General features: G+C 58.6%; 13 protein-coding genes. 2 read left to right on the top strand and 11 right to left on the bottom strand.

Annotated features, from left to right (window positions below; all coding sequences use genetic code 11):
• Window positions 1-7: 7 nt before the first annotated feature.
• The 10 genes from RSE16_06430 to RSE16_06385 form a co-directional block, all read right to left on the bottom strand.
• On the bottom strand, window positions 8-316 hold the full coding sequence (locus tag RSE16_06430) for a 50S ribosomal protein L23 (GenBank protein WRH77095.1): 309 nt from the start codon (window positions 314-316) through the stop codon (window positions 8-10).
• Window positions 309-935: a 50S ribosomal protein L4 gene (rplD, locus tag RSE16_06425; protein WRH77094.1), complete on the bottom strand. Its 627-nt coding sequence runs from the start codon at window positions 933-935 to the stop codon at window positions 309-311. Before rplD ends, RSE16_06430 begins: the two co-directional genes overlap by 8 nt.
• A gap of 3 nt (window positions 936-938) precedes the next feature.
• The gene (rplC, locus tag RSE16_06420) at window positions 939-1,760 is read right to left on the bottom strand and encodes a 50S ribosomal protein L3 (GenBank protein WRH77093.1); all 822 of its coding nucleotides are present in this window, start codon (window positions 1,758-1,760) and stop codon (window positions 939-941) included.
• A 202-nt stretch (window positions 1,761-1,962) separates the two neighbouring features.
• Window positions 1,963-2,274 carry a 30S ribosomal protein S10 gene (rpsJ, locus tag RSE16_06415; protein WRH77092.1) on the bottom strand — a complete coding sequence of 104 codons (312 nt, stop codon included), beginning with the start codon at window positions 2,272-2,274 and terminating at the stop codon, window positions 1,963-1,965.
• Between the two features lie 167 nt (window positions 2,275-2,441).
• Window positions 2,442-3,632, bottom strand: a complete 1,191-nt coding sequence (gene tuf / locus RSE16_06410; protein WRH77091.1) for an elongation factor Tu — start codon at window positions 3,630-3,632, stop codon at window positions 2,442-2,444.
• Window positions 3,633-3,721: 89 nt separating this feature from the next.
• Window positions 3,722-5,794 carry an elongation factor G gene (fusA, locus tag RSE16_06405; GenBank protein WRH77090.1) on the bottom strand — a complete coding sequence of 691 codons (2,073 nt, stop codon included), beginning with the start codon at window positions 5,792-5,794 and terminating at the stop codon, window positions 3,722-3,724.
• A 109-nt stretch (window positions 5,795-5,903) separates the two neighbouring features.
• The gene (gene rpsG / locus RSE16_06400; protein WRH77089.1) at window positions 5,904-6,374 is read right to left on the bottom strand and encodes a 30S ribosomal protein S7; all 471 of its coding nucleotides are present in this window, start codon (window positions 6,372-6,374) and stop codon (window positions 5,904-5,906) included.
• A 19-nt stretch (window positions 6,375-6,393) separates the two neighbouring features.
• Window positions 6,394-6,765: a 30S ribosomal protein S12 gene (rpsL, locus tag RSE16_06395; GenBank protein WRH77088.1), complete on the bottom strand. Its 372-nt coding sequence runs from the start codon at window positions 6,763-6,765 to the stop codon at window positions 6,394-6,396.
• Between the two features lie 473 nt (window positions 6,766-7,238).
• Window positions 7,239-8,180 (bottom strand): septation protein IspZ, encoded by a 942-nt coding sequence (locus RSE16_06390; protein ID WRH77087.1) that lies wholly within the window; start codon window positions 8,178-8,180, stop codon window positions 7,239-7,241.
• Window positions 8,177-9,064 carry an alpha/beta hydrolase gene (locus tag RSE16_06385; protein ID WRH77086.1) on the bottom strand — a complete coding sequence of 296 codons (888 nt, stop codon included), beginning with the start codon at window positions 9,062-9,064 and terminating at the stop codon, window positions 8,177-8,179. The genes RSE16_06390 and RSE16_06385 overlap by 4 nt, the downstream gene beginning before the upstream one ends.
• A gap of 129 nt (window positions 9,065-9,193) precedes the next feature.
• Here RSE16_06385 and RSE16_06380 point away from each other — a divergent pair, with 129 nt between their 5' ends.
• Together RSE16_06380 and RSE16_06375 are read left to right on the top strand one after the other, a co-directional pair.
• A complete protein-coding gene (locus RSE16_06380) occupies window positions 9,194-10,297 on the top strand; it encodes a DUF3667 domain-containing protein (GenBank protein WRH77085.1) in 1,104 nt (367 codons plus the stop codon).
• Window positions 10,298-11,935, top strand: a complete 1,638-nt coding sequence (locus RSE16_06375) for an alkaline phosphatase D family protein (GenBank protein WRH77084.1) — start codon at window positions 10,298-10,300, stop codon at window positions 11,933-11,935.
• A gap of 13 nt (window positions 11,936-11,948) precedes the next feature.
• Here the strand turns inward: RSE16_06375 and RSE16_06370 are convergent, their stop codons facing one another.
• Window positions 11,949-12,566: an SOS response-associated peptidase family protein gene (locus tag RSE16_06370; GenBank protein ID WRH77083.1), complete on the bottom strand. Its 618-nt coding sequence runs from the start codon at window positions 12,564-12,566 to the stop codon at window positions 11,949-11,951.
• Window positions 12,567-12,602: the final 36 nt, after the last annotated feature.

The raw sequence follows: 12,602 nt of genomic DNA, 5'->3' as shown, positions 1-12,602 counted from the left end.
CCTGCCCTTAGATACCGGTGGTGACGTCGATCGACTGGCCTTCGGCCAGCGTCACAACGGCTTTTTTAACGTCTGAACGCACATAAGGCTTACCGCGCCAGCGCTTGGTCTTGCCCTTCTGCACCAGGGTGTTCACACCCTTGACCTTCACGTCGAACAGCGCCTCGACGGCCGCCTTGATCTGCGGCTTGGTCGCGTCAGCAGCCACCTTGAAAACAACAGCGTTGTTTTCAGAGAGCAGCGTCGCCTTCTCGGTGATGTGCGGCGCAACGATCACGTCATAATGACGGATGTCGATTGCTTTATCCTTAGCCATTGAAACGGGCCTCCAGTTTCTCAACCGCGGCGCGGGTCAGGACCAGCGTTTCATGCTTCAGAATGTCATAGACGTTGGCGCCCACAGCGGGGAGCACATTGACGCCGACGATATTTGCCGAAGCCTTGCGGAAATTGTCGTTCACGCCTTCACCGTCGATGACGAGCGTGGTCTTGCCGAAGCCGAGCTTTGCAAGGCTTTCAACAAGAACCTTGGTCTTGCCGTCCTTGACGTCCAGATCTTCGAGGACGATCAGCGAGCCGGCCTTCGCCTTGCTCGACAGCGCCATCTTGAGACCAAGAGCACGGATCTTCTTGTTAAGCGACGGGTTAAAGTCGCGCAGGCGGGCACCATGGGCCTTACCGCCGCCGATGAAGATCGGAGCTGCACGGTCGCCGTGACGTGCCGTACCGCCGCCCTTCTGGCGACCGAATTTCTTGCCGGTGCGGGCAACTTCCGAACGCTCGCGGGTCGGACGAGCCGTACCGCGTGCCTTTTCGCGCTGCCAGGTAACAACACGGTGCAGGATGTCCGCGCGCGGTTCCAGACCGAACACGGCTTCGCTGACTTCGATGTCACCCTTTGCCTTGGCGTCGAGGGTTTGAACCTTGAGCTTCATGGCTTAGCCCTCCTTCTTCTCTTCGCCTGCGTCAGCGGCGGGAGCCTCTGCAGCAGCGGTTTCGACAGCGGGCGCCTCGGCAGCTACTTCAGCTTCCGGGGTTTCGACGGCAGCGACGATGGTTTCTTCCTCGATCGCCACTTCATTGTCGTTCTTAAGCGCTCCGGGGAAGGGGACGCCCTCAGGCGTTGAAACCTTCACGGCATCCTTCACGAGCAACCATGCATTCTTCGCACCGGGGACCGAGCCCTTGACGAAGATCAGGCCGCGCGCAACGTCGGTGCGAACCACTTCAAGGTTCTGCTGCGTGCGCTGGCGATCACCCATGTGACCGGCCATCTTCTTGTTCTTGAAAACCTTACCCGGATCCTGGCGGTTACCCGTCGAACCATGAGCACGGTGAGAGATCGAGACACCGTGGCTGGCGCGCATACCGCCGAAGCCCCAACGCTTCATAGCGCCGGCAAAGCCCTTACCCTGGGTGTGACCGGTGATGTCCACCAACTGGCCAGCAATGAAATGCTCGGCCGAAATGGTTGCGCCAACGGGCAGCAGGCCATCTTCATTCTCGACACGGAATTCGGCAACGCGAGCCTTGGGCTCAACCTGTGCCTTGGCAAATTCGCCGCGTTGCGGCTTGTTCACATTTTTCGCTTTACGGGCGCCTGCACCAAGACGGACAGCAAAATAGCCATCCTTCTCTTCGCGGCGAGCACCGACCACCTGGCAGCCTTCCAGCGCCAGCACGGTGACGGGAACGTGGCGGCCATCTTCATTGAAGAGGCGCATCATGCCCATCTTTTTAGCGATCACGCCAGTACGCATGATCCATACTCCACTTTATGTCAGAGGCCCGGCTGGCACTATTGCCAGGAGGGCGTGACGCCTGTTCCAACCCAAATTTTCAAGCATTGCCCCGTCCGGGCTGGGAGCCGACTGCCTTGAGAGGCATTTCGGCAAGACGGGGAACGCGGCCCGGGCTGTTCCTTGCGGATGTGCCCGGCGGTATTCCTTGTCGTGCTGACCCTTAGGCCAGCTTGATCTGGACGTCGACGCCAGCTGCAAGGTCAAGCTTCATCAGAGCATCGACGGTTGCCGGCGTGGGCTGCACAATGTCGAGCAGCCGCTTGTAGGTGCGCACCTCAAACTGCTCGCGCGACTTTTTGTCGATGTGCGGGCCACGGTTGACGGTGAACTTTTCGATACGGGTAGGAAGGGGGATCGGGCCGCGGATAAGCGCGCCGGTGCGGCGAGCAGTGTCTGCGATATCGCCGGTCGCCTGATCGAGGACGCGGTGGTCAAATGCTTTCAGACGGATGCGAATATTCTGCGTTTCCATAAATGGACCCAATTCCTGTTTCTACCAATATCAAAGAGCGAAAACAGCCAACCCAACCCACCCAAGGTTTAGCGGGAAGCCGGGACAGCTGTTTGTGAATTTCAAATAAACCGGCCCGCCCGGTCCCCTGAACGAATCAGGATACCGGGCGGGCTGCGCGGCCTATATTACTTCGTGATCTTGCTGACAACCCCCGAACCGACGGTGCGGCCGCCTTCGCGAATTGCGAAGCGGAGACCTTCGTCCATGGCGATCGGAGCGATCAGCTTGACCGAGAGAGCGATGTTGTCGCCCGGCATGACCATTTCGGTGCCTTCGGGAAGGATCACTTCGCCGGTCACGTCGGTGGTGCGGAAGTAGAACTGCGGACGATAGTTCGCAAAGAACGGCGTGTGACGGCCGCCTTCGTCCTTCGAAAGGACATAAACTTCAGCGGCAAATTCGGTGTGCGGCGTAACCGAACCCGGCTTTGCCAGAACCTGGCCACGCTCGACTTCTTCACGGCCAACGCCACGGATCAGCGCGCCAACGTTGTCGCCAGCTTCACCCTGATCGAGCAGCTTGCGGAACATTTCAACGCCGGTAACGGTCGTCTTCTTGGTGTCCTTGATGCCGACGATTTCGACTTCTTCACCAACCTTGATGATGCCGGTTTCGATACGGCCGGTCACAACGGTACCACGACCCGAGATCGAGAACACGTCCTCGACGGGCATCAGGAACGGCTTGTCGGTCGGGCGCGGCGGCTGCGGGATGAATTCGTCAACAGCAGCCATCAGCTTGTTGATCGAATCCTTGCCGATTGCGTCGTCACGGCCTTCGAGAGCGGCAAGAGCCGAACCCGGAATGACGGGGATGCTGTCGCCGTCGAAGCCATAGCTGCTGAGCAGTTCGCGGATTTCGAGTTCGACGAGCTCGAGGATTTCGGCGTCATCGACCTGGTCGACCTTGTTCATGTAAACGACGAGTGCGGGAACGCCGACCTGACGAGCAAGCAGGATGTGCTCACGGGTCTGGGGCATCGGGCCGTCAGCAGCGTTCACAACGAGGATCGCGCCGTCCATCTGGGCAGCACCGGTGATCATGTTCTTCACATAGTCAGCGTGACCCGGGCAATCGACGTGCGCATAGTGACGGTTGGCGGTTTCATACTCGACGTGTGCGGTCGAGATGGTGATGCCGCGCTCGCGCTCTTCGGGAGCCTTGTCGATGTTGGCATAGTCGGTGAAAGTAGCGCCACCGGTTTCAGCGAGCACCTTGGTGATCGCGGCGGTCAGCGTGGTCTTGCCATGGTCAACGTGACCGATGGTGCCGATGTTGCAGTGCGGTTTCGTCCGCTCAAATTTAGCTTTAGCCATTTTTCAAACCTTCTTTTTCGATTTGGTATGTTGATCAGTTGGGACGACGCCTGCTGAATCAGGCGCCGCCATTAGTCTCTAATTGCCGGTCAAGCAAGCTTCTCTTTGACTTCGGCCGCGACGTTCGCCGGCACTTCGTCGTAATGCGAAAAGTGCATCGAGTAGTTGGCACGTCCCTGTGTGAACGAGCGGAGCTGGTTCACATAGCCGAACATGTTGGCCAGCGGCACCATGGACTCGACAACCTGTGCGTTACCGCGGGTGTCGGTGCCCTGGATCATGCCGCGACGCGAGTTCATGTCGCCGATGACGTCACCCAGATATTCTTCCGGGGTTACGACTTCGACCTTCATGATCGGTTCGAGAAGCTTGATGCCTGCCTTCTGCGCGGCTTCACGCATACCGGCACGACCTGCAATTTCGAAGGCCAGAGCCGACGAGTCGACATCGTGATAGGCGCCGTCATACAGTTCGATGTCAAAGTCGATGATCGGGAAGCCGATAAGCGAACCGCTTTCAGCGGTTTCGCGCATGCCCTTTTCAACGGCGGGGATATATTCCTTCGGAATGTTACCACCCTTGACCGCATCGGTGAAGGTGATGCCCGCGCCACGTTCGCCCGGAGTCACCTTGAACTTGATGCGACCGAACTGGCCCGAACCACCCGACTGCTTCTTGTGGGTATAGTCAACGTCGACAGGGCGAGCGAGATATTCGCGATACGCAACCTGCGGCGCGCCGACATTGGCTTCGACCTTGAATTCACGACGCATACGATCGACGATGATGTCGAGGTGAAGTTCGCCCATGCCCTTGATGATCGTCTGGCCCGATTCATGATCGGTCGAAACGCGGAACGAGGGATCTTCAGCCGACAGGCGGTTGAGCGCGATGCCCATCTTTTCCTGGTCAGCCTTGGTTTTGGGTTCAACCGACAATTCAATAACCGGCTCGGGGAATTCCATGCGCTCAAGCACGATCGGATCGCGTTCGGCACACAGCGTATCACCGGTGGTGGTTTCCTTCATGCCGGCAAGCGCGATGATGTCGCCAGCAAAGGCTTCATCAATATCCTTACGCTCGTTCGCATGCATTTCGAGCATACGGCCGACCTTTTCCTTCTTGTCCTTCACCGAGTTCAGGTAGGTGCCCTTGGTGAGCGTACCCGAATAGATGCGGATGAAGGTGAGCGAGCCCACGAACGGATCGTTCATGACCTTGAATGCGAGTGCCGAAAAGGACGCATCGTCGGCAGCCTTACGGCTATCCTTTTCGTCGCTGTCCATCTTCACGCCCTGTACGTCGGGAATGTCGAGCGGCGAAGGCAGATAGTCGACAACGGCGTCGAGCAGCGGCTGCACGCCCTTGTTCTTGAACGCCGAACCGCAAAGAACGGGGACGAACGACTGGTTCAGCGTGCCCTTGCGGATCAGCGCCTTCAGCGTTGCAACGTCGGGTTCATTGCCATCCAGATAGGCTTCCATCGCGGCATCGTCCTGCTCGACGGCAAGTTCGATCAGCTTTTCGCGATATTCGGCTGCCTTGTCAGCAAGATCGTCGGGAATTGCGACATATTCGAATTCCGCGCCAAGGCTTTCATCCTTCCAGATGATACCGCGGTTTTCGACCAGATCGACCAGGCCCTTGAAATCGCTTTCTGCGCCGATGGGCAGATAAAGAACAGCCGGGGTTGCACCCAGACGGTCGATGATCGTCTGTACGCAATAATAGAAGTTTGCACCGGTACGGTCGAGCTTGTTGATGAAGCACATCCGCGGAACGCCATATTTGTCAGCCTGGCGCCAAACGGTTTCCGACTGCGGCTCAACGCCGGCAACGCCGTCAAACGCGGCAACCGCGCCGTCAAGCACGCGCAGCGAACGTTCGACTTCAATCGTGAAGTCAACGTGACCCGGCGTGTCGATGATGTTCAGGCGATGTTCGTTCCAGAAGCAGGTGGTTGCTGCTGAAGTGATCGTGATGCCACGCTCCTGCTCCTGCTCCATCCAGTCCATGGTCGCAGCGCCGTCATGGACTTCGCCGATCTTGTAGGACTTGCCGGTGTAGTAAAGGATACGCTCGGTCGTCGTGGTCTTACCGGCATCGATGTGCGCCATGATGCCGAAATTGCGATATTTTTCCAACGGATGGCTGCGTGCCATGGTCTTCACTCCAGTGAGAGGGCGGTAGGGCCCTATAGTTGCGGGGGCCGGTCAGAAACCGGCCCCCTATATTCGCTTATGACGCTATCGTTGACTGGCCGAGGCCAGCTTACCAGCGATAGTGTGCGAAGGCGCGGTTGGCTTCTGCCATGCGGTGCGTGTCTTCGCGCTTCTTGACAGCGTTTCCACGGTTGCTGGCGGCATCCATCAGTTCACCCGACAGACGAGCTGCCATAGTGGTTTCGCTGCGGTTGCGCGCGGCCGTGATCAGCCAGCGGATAGCAAGAGCCTGCGCACGTTCCGGACGGACTTCGCAGGGGACCTGATAGGTCGCACCACCGACGCGGCGGCTGCGCACTTCGATGCCGGGCTTCACATTGTTCAGCGCATCATGGAAGAGCTGAACCGGATCCTTCTTGGCGCGGGTTTCGACGGTTTCAAGCGCGCCATAGACGATACGCTCTGCAACCGACTTTTTCCCGTCGAGCATCAGGTTGTTCATGAATTTGGAAAGGACGATATCACCGAACTTGGGATCGGGAAGGATAACGCGCTTTTCGGGACGACGACGACGTGACATTTCTTATGTTCTCCCGATCTTACTTAGGACGCTTCGCGCCATATTTCGAACGCGACTGCTTGCGATCCTTAACGCCCTGGGTGTCGAGCACGCCGCGCAGGACGTGGTAACGGACACCGGGAAGGTCGCGAACACGGCCACCGCGGATAAGCACAACGCTGTGCTCCTGCAGGTTGTGGCCTTCGCCCGGGATGTAGGAAATGACTTCGCGCTGGTTGGTCAGACGGATCTTGGCAACCTTACGAAGCGCCGAGTTCGGCTTTTTCGGAGTCGTGGTATAAACACGGGTGCAGACACCACGCTTTTGCGGGTTCTGATCCATTGCAGGGACCTTTGACTTGGCCTTCTGCGGAACGCGGCCCTTGCGGACCAGCTGGTTAATAGTCGGCATATCTTCACCTTAAAAAGACAAGCGGTTACTCCACATATACAAGCCGTTGGTGCGACGGAGGCTCAGCCTTTGATCCGCCCGGCCTGATACATGATGTTCAGCCTATGTAGATTTTCCTCGGCATGATGCCTGATTCGCAGGCTATCCCAAGGAAGGCGCGCGCTTAGCGGCAACCTGGCATATCGTCAAGTCTCAGTGACGGACGACATGCGCGGTTACCGCGGGCGCTTCAGTCAATCGATCAGACGATCGTGACCGAGAAAAGCATCGTGCTCAGCATCAGCGAAGCGACGAGGGAGAAGAGCTTTTCCATGGGGTGTCCTTTCTTATTGGACCTTGCCAGCTATGCATGCCGGCTGCAGGTCAGGAATTACCCAACGGACATCCTTATATTATCGTTATCAGGCGCTATTAGAGGACAAAGCCTCGCAATGCAATTGTCAACTAAATCAGTTGAATTGCATTTTATGCAACTAGATAAGCTTTCTCCCTCTCGACCATTGCACTGCGACCAACGCCATCAGGAAAACCAGCAGAAAGTCGAGGAATGTGGTGTAGAACAGCCAGATATCGGTCGAGAATGTCCGCGCTACCATCCAGTTTAGCGCCGCCATCACCACGCCGACAACTCCCATTGCCAGCGAAAGCCGCGCCGGAATGATGTCGCTATAGGCCACATAGCGCGAAAGGCCCTTGCCCAGCCATTTGCCGCCCAACAATCCATCGGTGACAAAGGCAGTCGCCCCGATCAGGCCAACAATGGTGGAGCGTTGCTTCACCCATTGGTCATCTTGGAAGAACCAAGCAAAACCGGCCGACAGCAACAGCATGATGATCCCGAAACTGGCAAGCCCGCCGAGAAGGTCGATCTTCGTAATGCGCTGCACGATCATCAGAGTGATCCCCGCCGCTGCACCAAACAGCGCTGCCTCTGTCAAACCGACATATTTGCCGATGACGAAGAACAGCAGACCAAGGATGATGTCCACGCCGATCGGAATGCGGTTCGCCTTCAGCTTGTCGAGATCATAGGCCGGATCCTGCTCGCCATCACCGCTTTCGGAAACCAGCATCTTGCGCGCCCGTTCCGGCATTTCGATTTTCTGTCCTGGGTGGCTTTCGTGCACCAGTTCGCCATCGACGCGGACCGCGATGGCAATGCTCCACCAGTTGAAACATCCGGCTTCAACCTCGATCTGCTTGCCGCTTGGCAATTGCGCCCGGATCTTGTGGTTGCGAGCGGCTTCGGGCCCCTGCACGGGCGTATTGTCCCAGCCATGCTCTATGCCGGCGATCGAAAGCAGGCTGAGCGAACCCTTGAAACCGGACCGGAAATCAAGCTGGCAAGGCAGGCCATCAACTTCAAATTTGCAGCGATAGGACCAGATGCGCAGCCCCGTATCCGGTGGACTCATTTATGATGCTTCCCGATAAATTCGGCCATGCGCGCCTGCGCAACGCGGCTTTCCGGCAGGAAAAAAATCGGCCAGTCGTGCATCAGCCCGGCCTCTTCCACATATTCGGTCGTCGGCACCTTCGCCTTTAGCGCCCGGGCATCGGGCACCAATATATCGTCGCCGCCGCCAAAGGAGAGAATGGGCGGCAGCCCTTCCCAATTGCCGTGGATTGGCGCAACGCGCGGGTCGTTGAGCGGCAATTCGCCAGCATAAACGCGTCCCGCAGTCTGCGCGCCGGAAATGGTCAGCACGCCATCACGCGGTTCGATCACCTTCTGGTCAGGATGCGTCATGGCAACATCAAGCCAAGGACAGATGAGGATGAGCGCTTTGGGCAGCACCCCGGCCTCATCGCGGGCTGCATGTGCAACCGCCGCGCACAGCCCCGCGCCTGCACTGTCACCGCCCATGACGAACGGCCCTGCCCTTTCGGGCGTGAATTCACGATAGAAACGCAGCGCCCAGTCGACAGTGACCTTGGCGTCAGCCTCCGGTGCGAGCGGATAGAGCGGCGCCGTGGTCACGATGCCATGCTTTTCGGCCATATGCGCATAAAATTGCCAGTGAATATCCGCTGCCGGATAGACATAGCCGCCGCCATGCCAAAAGAGCATCTGGCCGGTCACCGGGCGGTTTTTGGGGGCGATGCGAAAAACCTTGCGGCCATCAAACAGGCTTTCGCGAACGTCCAGGCGCGCGCGCATCTTGGCCGTGGGAAATGGCTGCTTCTCCCGGCTTTCGGCGATCCGCCCTTCGAAACCCGGGCCATCGGAAAAGCGCCTTCGCACAACACCGGTGGTGCGAAGCAGGGTAGAAATCAGGCGGGCAGTCAGGCTAGGCATGGCATTTCTTTGAAGCGTTTGACAATTGTTGGGCGCACAGTGCCGCATTGCGCGCAAAAGGCAAGCGGTCACAATGCCTGTATCGAAAGCCTGCTTTCATCACCGGACAGGCTTTGTTAAACGCATGCCATGTCAGGGGAATTGGAGGCCGCCGGAACGGCGATAGAGGGCGCGCTGCTTGGCGCGGCGATAGACAATGCGGGCAACGCCGGCAGCGGCGCGGCGGGCGGGGCATGCCTCAATTGCGGCGCGCAGCTTTCCGGGCCCTTTTGCGTCCAATGCGGGCAACACGCCCATGTCCACCGTACGCTTGCCGCCATCTGGCACGATATCCTGCATTCGGTCCTCCATTTCGATGGCAAATTCTGGCGCACGCTCCCCCTGCTCGCACTTCGCCCGGGCGAGTTGACACGCCGCTATATCGCAGGCGAGCGCGCGAAATTCGTATCGCCCATGGCGTTGTTCCTGTTCTCGATATTCCTGATGTTCGCAGTCTTCAGCTTCATCGGCAGCCCTTTTTCCGGTCCGAACGGCCCCGACCTGCAGCGCGACATCGCGCAACAGGCCAAGCAATTGGATAGCGAAATCGCGGTCACGCAGAATCAGATCGCCGACCCTGACGTCGCTGCCGCAGACAAAATTGGACTGAAAGCCAAGTTGCAAGATCTGAAAGGCGAAAGGAATGGCATCGCCCTGATCCAGACCGGCAAGGTCAAATATCGCGATGCCGACAGCGTCGCGCGCGATGGCAATATCAGCGTCTCCGCGCTCAATGGCCCTGTCACCGGCATCAAATGGCTGGATGAAGGGGTGCGCAATGCCGCTGAAAAGACGGTCGCCAACCCCAGCCTGGCTCTCTACAAACTCCAGTCGAACGGCTATAAATTTGCTTGGCTGCTCATCCCGCTTTCACTTCCCTTCCTGTGGCTCGCGACGCTTGGCGTGCGCGGGCATCGTTTCTACGACCATGCGGTATTCGCCACCTATTCAATCTCGTTCATGAGCCTGTTGTTCCTGACGGTCGCGATATTGGCGAAGATCGGCCTATCCGAAGGCTGGCTGGTCCTCGCCTTTTTCGTGATTCCGCCGCTGCACCTCTACAAGCAACTTCGCCACGCTTATGGCTTTGGCCGGCCAAGTGCCGTGCTACGTTTAATGATCCTGTCACTTTTCATCTGGATTGTGCTGGCACTGTTCGCCTCCATTTTGCTCTTTCTCGGGATTCTTGGATAAATGACCTCTGTTTTCGATCGCCGCCTGCTCCTCAAAACCGGGACTTTGGGCCTTGGCGCGATCAGCCTTCCCGGCGGCGCACTCGCTGCGATGCAGGCCGCGCTCACTCCGGGATTCAGCCATGGTGTTGCCAGCGGCGAACCCGGCCCCGATTCAATCCTGCTCTGGACACGCTTTGTCGCCGAACAGTCGGAAACCAGACTGATTGCAGAGATCAGCGAAACGCCCGATTTCCGGAAAATCCTGTCGGCTGCCGAAGTGCGCGCCACACCCGCCCGCGATCATATTGCCAAGGTCGTTCTGGGCGGCCTTTCCCCCGGTCAACGCTATCATTATCGCTTTGTCGCGGCCAATGGCAGTGTATCGCCGACCGGGCAGACACGCACCCTTCCGACAGGCAAGGTCGACCGCTGCCGCATGGCGGTCTTTTCCTGTTCGAACATGCCCTTTGGCTGGTTCAACGCCTATGCCCATGCAGCGCAGGTGGGCGATTTCGATCTCGCTTTGCACCTTGGCGACTATATCTATGAATATCAGCGCGGCAATTACCCCTCCACCAAGGATGCTGTGGCAGGCCGACTGATCGAGCCGGCAAATGAAATTGTCAGCCTGGCCGATTATCGCCTGCGTTATGCCAGCTATCGCGCCGATCCGGATTTGCAGGCGCTGCACGCACGCGTGCCGATGCTGTGCATGTGGGACGACCATGAATTCACCAATGACGCCTATGCCGATGGTGCGCAAAACCATCAGCCGCACGAAGGCGACTGGCAAATGCGCAAGCGTATCGCCGAACAGGCATGGCGCGAATGGATGCCGGTCCGCGACCTTGGCGACACCCCCTATTGGTCCAGCTATCGTCTTGGCGATCTGGGTGAAATATTCCTCACCGAAAGCCGCATCAGCGCCCGTTCAAAGCCAGCCGAAATGGATGTCCCGCGCGGCGCCGACAGCGCCGCAACGATGGCCGCAATGAAGGATTTCGTCAGTGGCGATTGGCAATCGCCTGCCCGCACCATGCTGGGCGACGCACAGGAAAAATGGCTTGCCGACGGATTTGGCCGCACGGGCAAAAGCTGGAACATCTGGGCGCAGCAAACGATCATGGGCACCGTCCGCCAGCCCGAAGATACGCCAAGCTGGCTGCCGCCCGAAACCCCTGCCTTTATCCGCCAGCGTGTTGCCCGCGGCGCAATCGCGGCAAAGGCCGGCATCCCGACCAGTCTTGACGCATGGGATGGCTATCCGCTCGCCCGCGCCCGTTCATTGGGGGCCGCACAACAGGCCAATGCCGATCTGATTGTCCTGACCGGTGACAGCCACAATGGCTGGGCGTTTGACCTGTCCAATGACGGCAAGCGGGCCGGCGTCGAATTTGCAGGGCAAAGCGTATCTTCACCCGGTTATGAAGCCTATTTCACCGGCGCATCGCCGCAAAGCATCGCCAACGCGCTGCGCCAGACCAACCCCGGCCTCAAATGGGCGGATACCAGCCGCCGCGGCTATATGCTGGTCGAACTAACGCCGGACCGCGCGACAAGCGAATGGCGCTTTGTCGAAACGGTGAAGGAACGCACGCCGCGGCTCTCCGGCCTGCACCGCATGTCGACCCAAAAGGGCAGACGTCAATTGGGTTGAACCTGACGGCTGCCTACGCGCCGCTTATGGTCATCAACTGCGACGGGAAAGGCATGGCGAGCGCCGCTGCCTCAGCCCCGCCGCCTTGGAGCCATGTGGCATAATCTGCCTCTTGAAGGATCACCGGCATCGCCTTTGGGTGCAGCGGCGCGACCAGCGGATTGGGATCGCACGTCAGAAATGCGAAAACTTTCGCACCGGCTTCGATGCGCCAAATACCGGCAAAGGCGCCCAAACTGCGATCGCGCAAGCTGAACCAATGTTCCTCCCGGCCAGCACCGATTTTCGGCTCGGCAAAACGGGTGAAGGGAACAAGACATCGCTGTTCGGGCCGGGCCAGCATCGAACGCCAAAACGGGCTAGCAAGATTGCGCACATTAGTGACATATTTCGTCACCTGCGTTCCCGGCTTTTTACCCGGCAGCGAAAGTGGCAGGCCCCAGGCCATCACATCGACAAAGGCACCCTCATCTGCCTGCCGCACAACCCAAGCCTTGCGCCGCGGCCAGACATCTTCCTGAACCTCGGCTGCATCGGCGGGCATCGGCGCCTTAAGGCTCCAGCCGATGAATTCGCGCCATGTAGACACCTCGGACTGGAAACCGGGCCGGTTCGCATAATGGTTGCACATAGCCCGAATTTAGAACCGATATATGGCAGGGCAAGA

It is taken from the genome of Sphingobium sp., from assembly GCA_035196065.1.
Taxonomy (GTDB): Bacteria; Pseudomonadota; Alphaproteobacteria; order Sphingomonadales; family Sphingomonadaceae; genus Sphingorhabdus_B; species Sphingorhabdus_B rara.
This window is presented reverse-complemented; position numbering and strand designations above follow the sequence as displayed.

Bases quoted from the DNA above. Each gene is read 5' to 3' on its own strand.
- RSE16_06430 (WRH77095.1), bottom strand. From the start codon at position 316: ATGGCTAAGGATAAAGCAATCGACATCCGTCATTATGACGTGATCGTT.
- rplD (WRH77094.1), bottom strand. From the start codon at position 935: ATGAAGCTCAAGGTTCAAACCCTCGACGCCAAGGCAAAGGGTGACATC.
- rplC (WRH77093.1), bottom strand. From the start codon at position 1,760: ATGCGTACTGGCGTGATCGCTAAAAAGATGGGCATGATGCGCCTCTTC.
- rpsJ (WRH77092.1), bottom strand. From the start codon at position 2,274: ATGGAAACGCAGAATATTCGCATCCGTCTGAAAGCATTTGACCACCGC.
- tuf (WRH77091.1), bottom strand. From the start codon at position 3,632: ATGGCTAAAGCTAAATTTGAGCGGACGAAACCGCACTGCAACATCGGC.
- fusA (WRH77090.1), bottom strand. From the start codon at position 5,794: ATGGCACGCAGCCATCCGTTGGAAAAATATCGCAATTTCGGCATCATG.
- rpsG (WRH77089.1), bottom strand. From the start codon at position 6,374: ATGTCACGTCGTCGTCGTCCCGAAAAGCGCGTTATCCTTCCCGATCCC.
- rpsL (WRH77088.1), bottom strand. From the start codon at position 6,765: ATGCCGACTATTAACCAGCTGGTCCGCAAGGGCCGCGTTCCGCAGAAG.
- RSE16_06390 (WRH77087.1), bottom strand. From the start codon at position 8,180: ATGAGTCCACCGGATACGGGGCTGCGCATCTGGTCCTATCGCTGCAAA.
- RSE16_06385 (WRH77086.1), bottom strand. From the start codon at position 9,064: ATGCCTAGCCTGACTGCCCGCCTGATTTCTACCCTGCTTCGCACCACC.
- RSE16_06380 (WRH77085.1), top strand. From the start codon at position 9,194: ATGTCAGGGGAATTGGAGGCCGCCGGAACGGCGATAGAGGGCGCGCTG.
- RSE16_06375 (WRH77084.1), top strand. From the start codon at position 10,298: ATGACCTCTGTTTTCGATCGCCGCCTGCTCCTCAAAACCGGGACTTTG.
- RSE16_06370 (WRH77083.1), bottom strand. From the start codon at position 12,566: ATGTGCAACCATTATGCGAACCGGCCCGGTTTCCAGTCCGAGGTGTCT.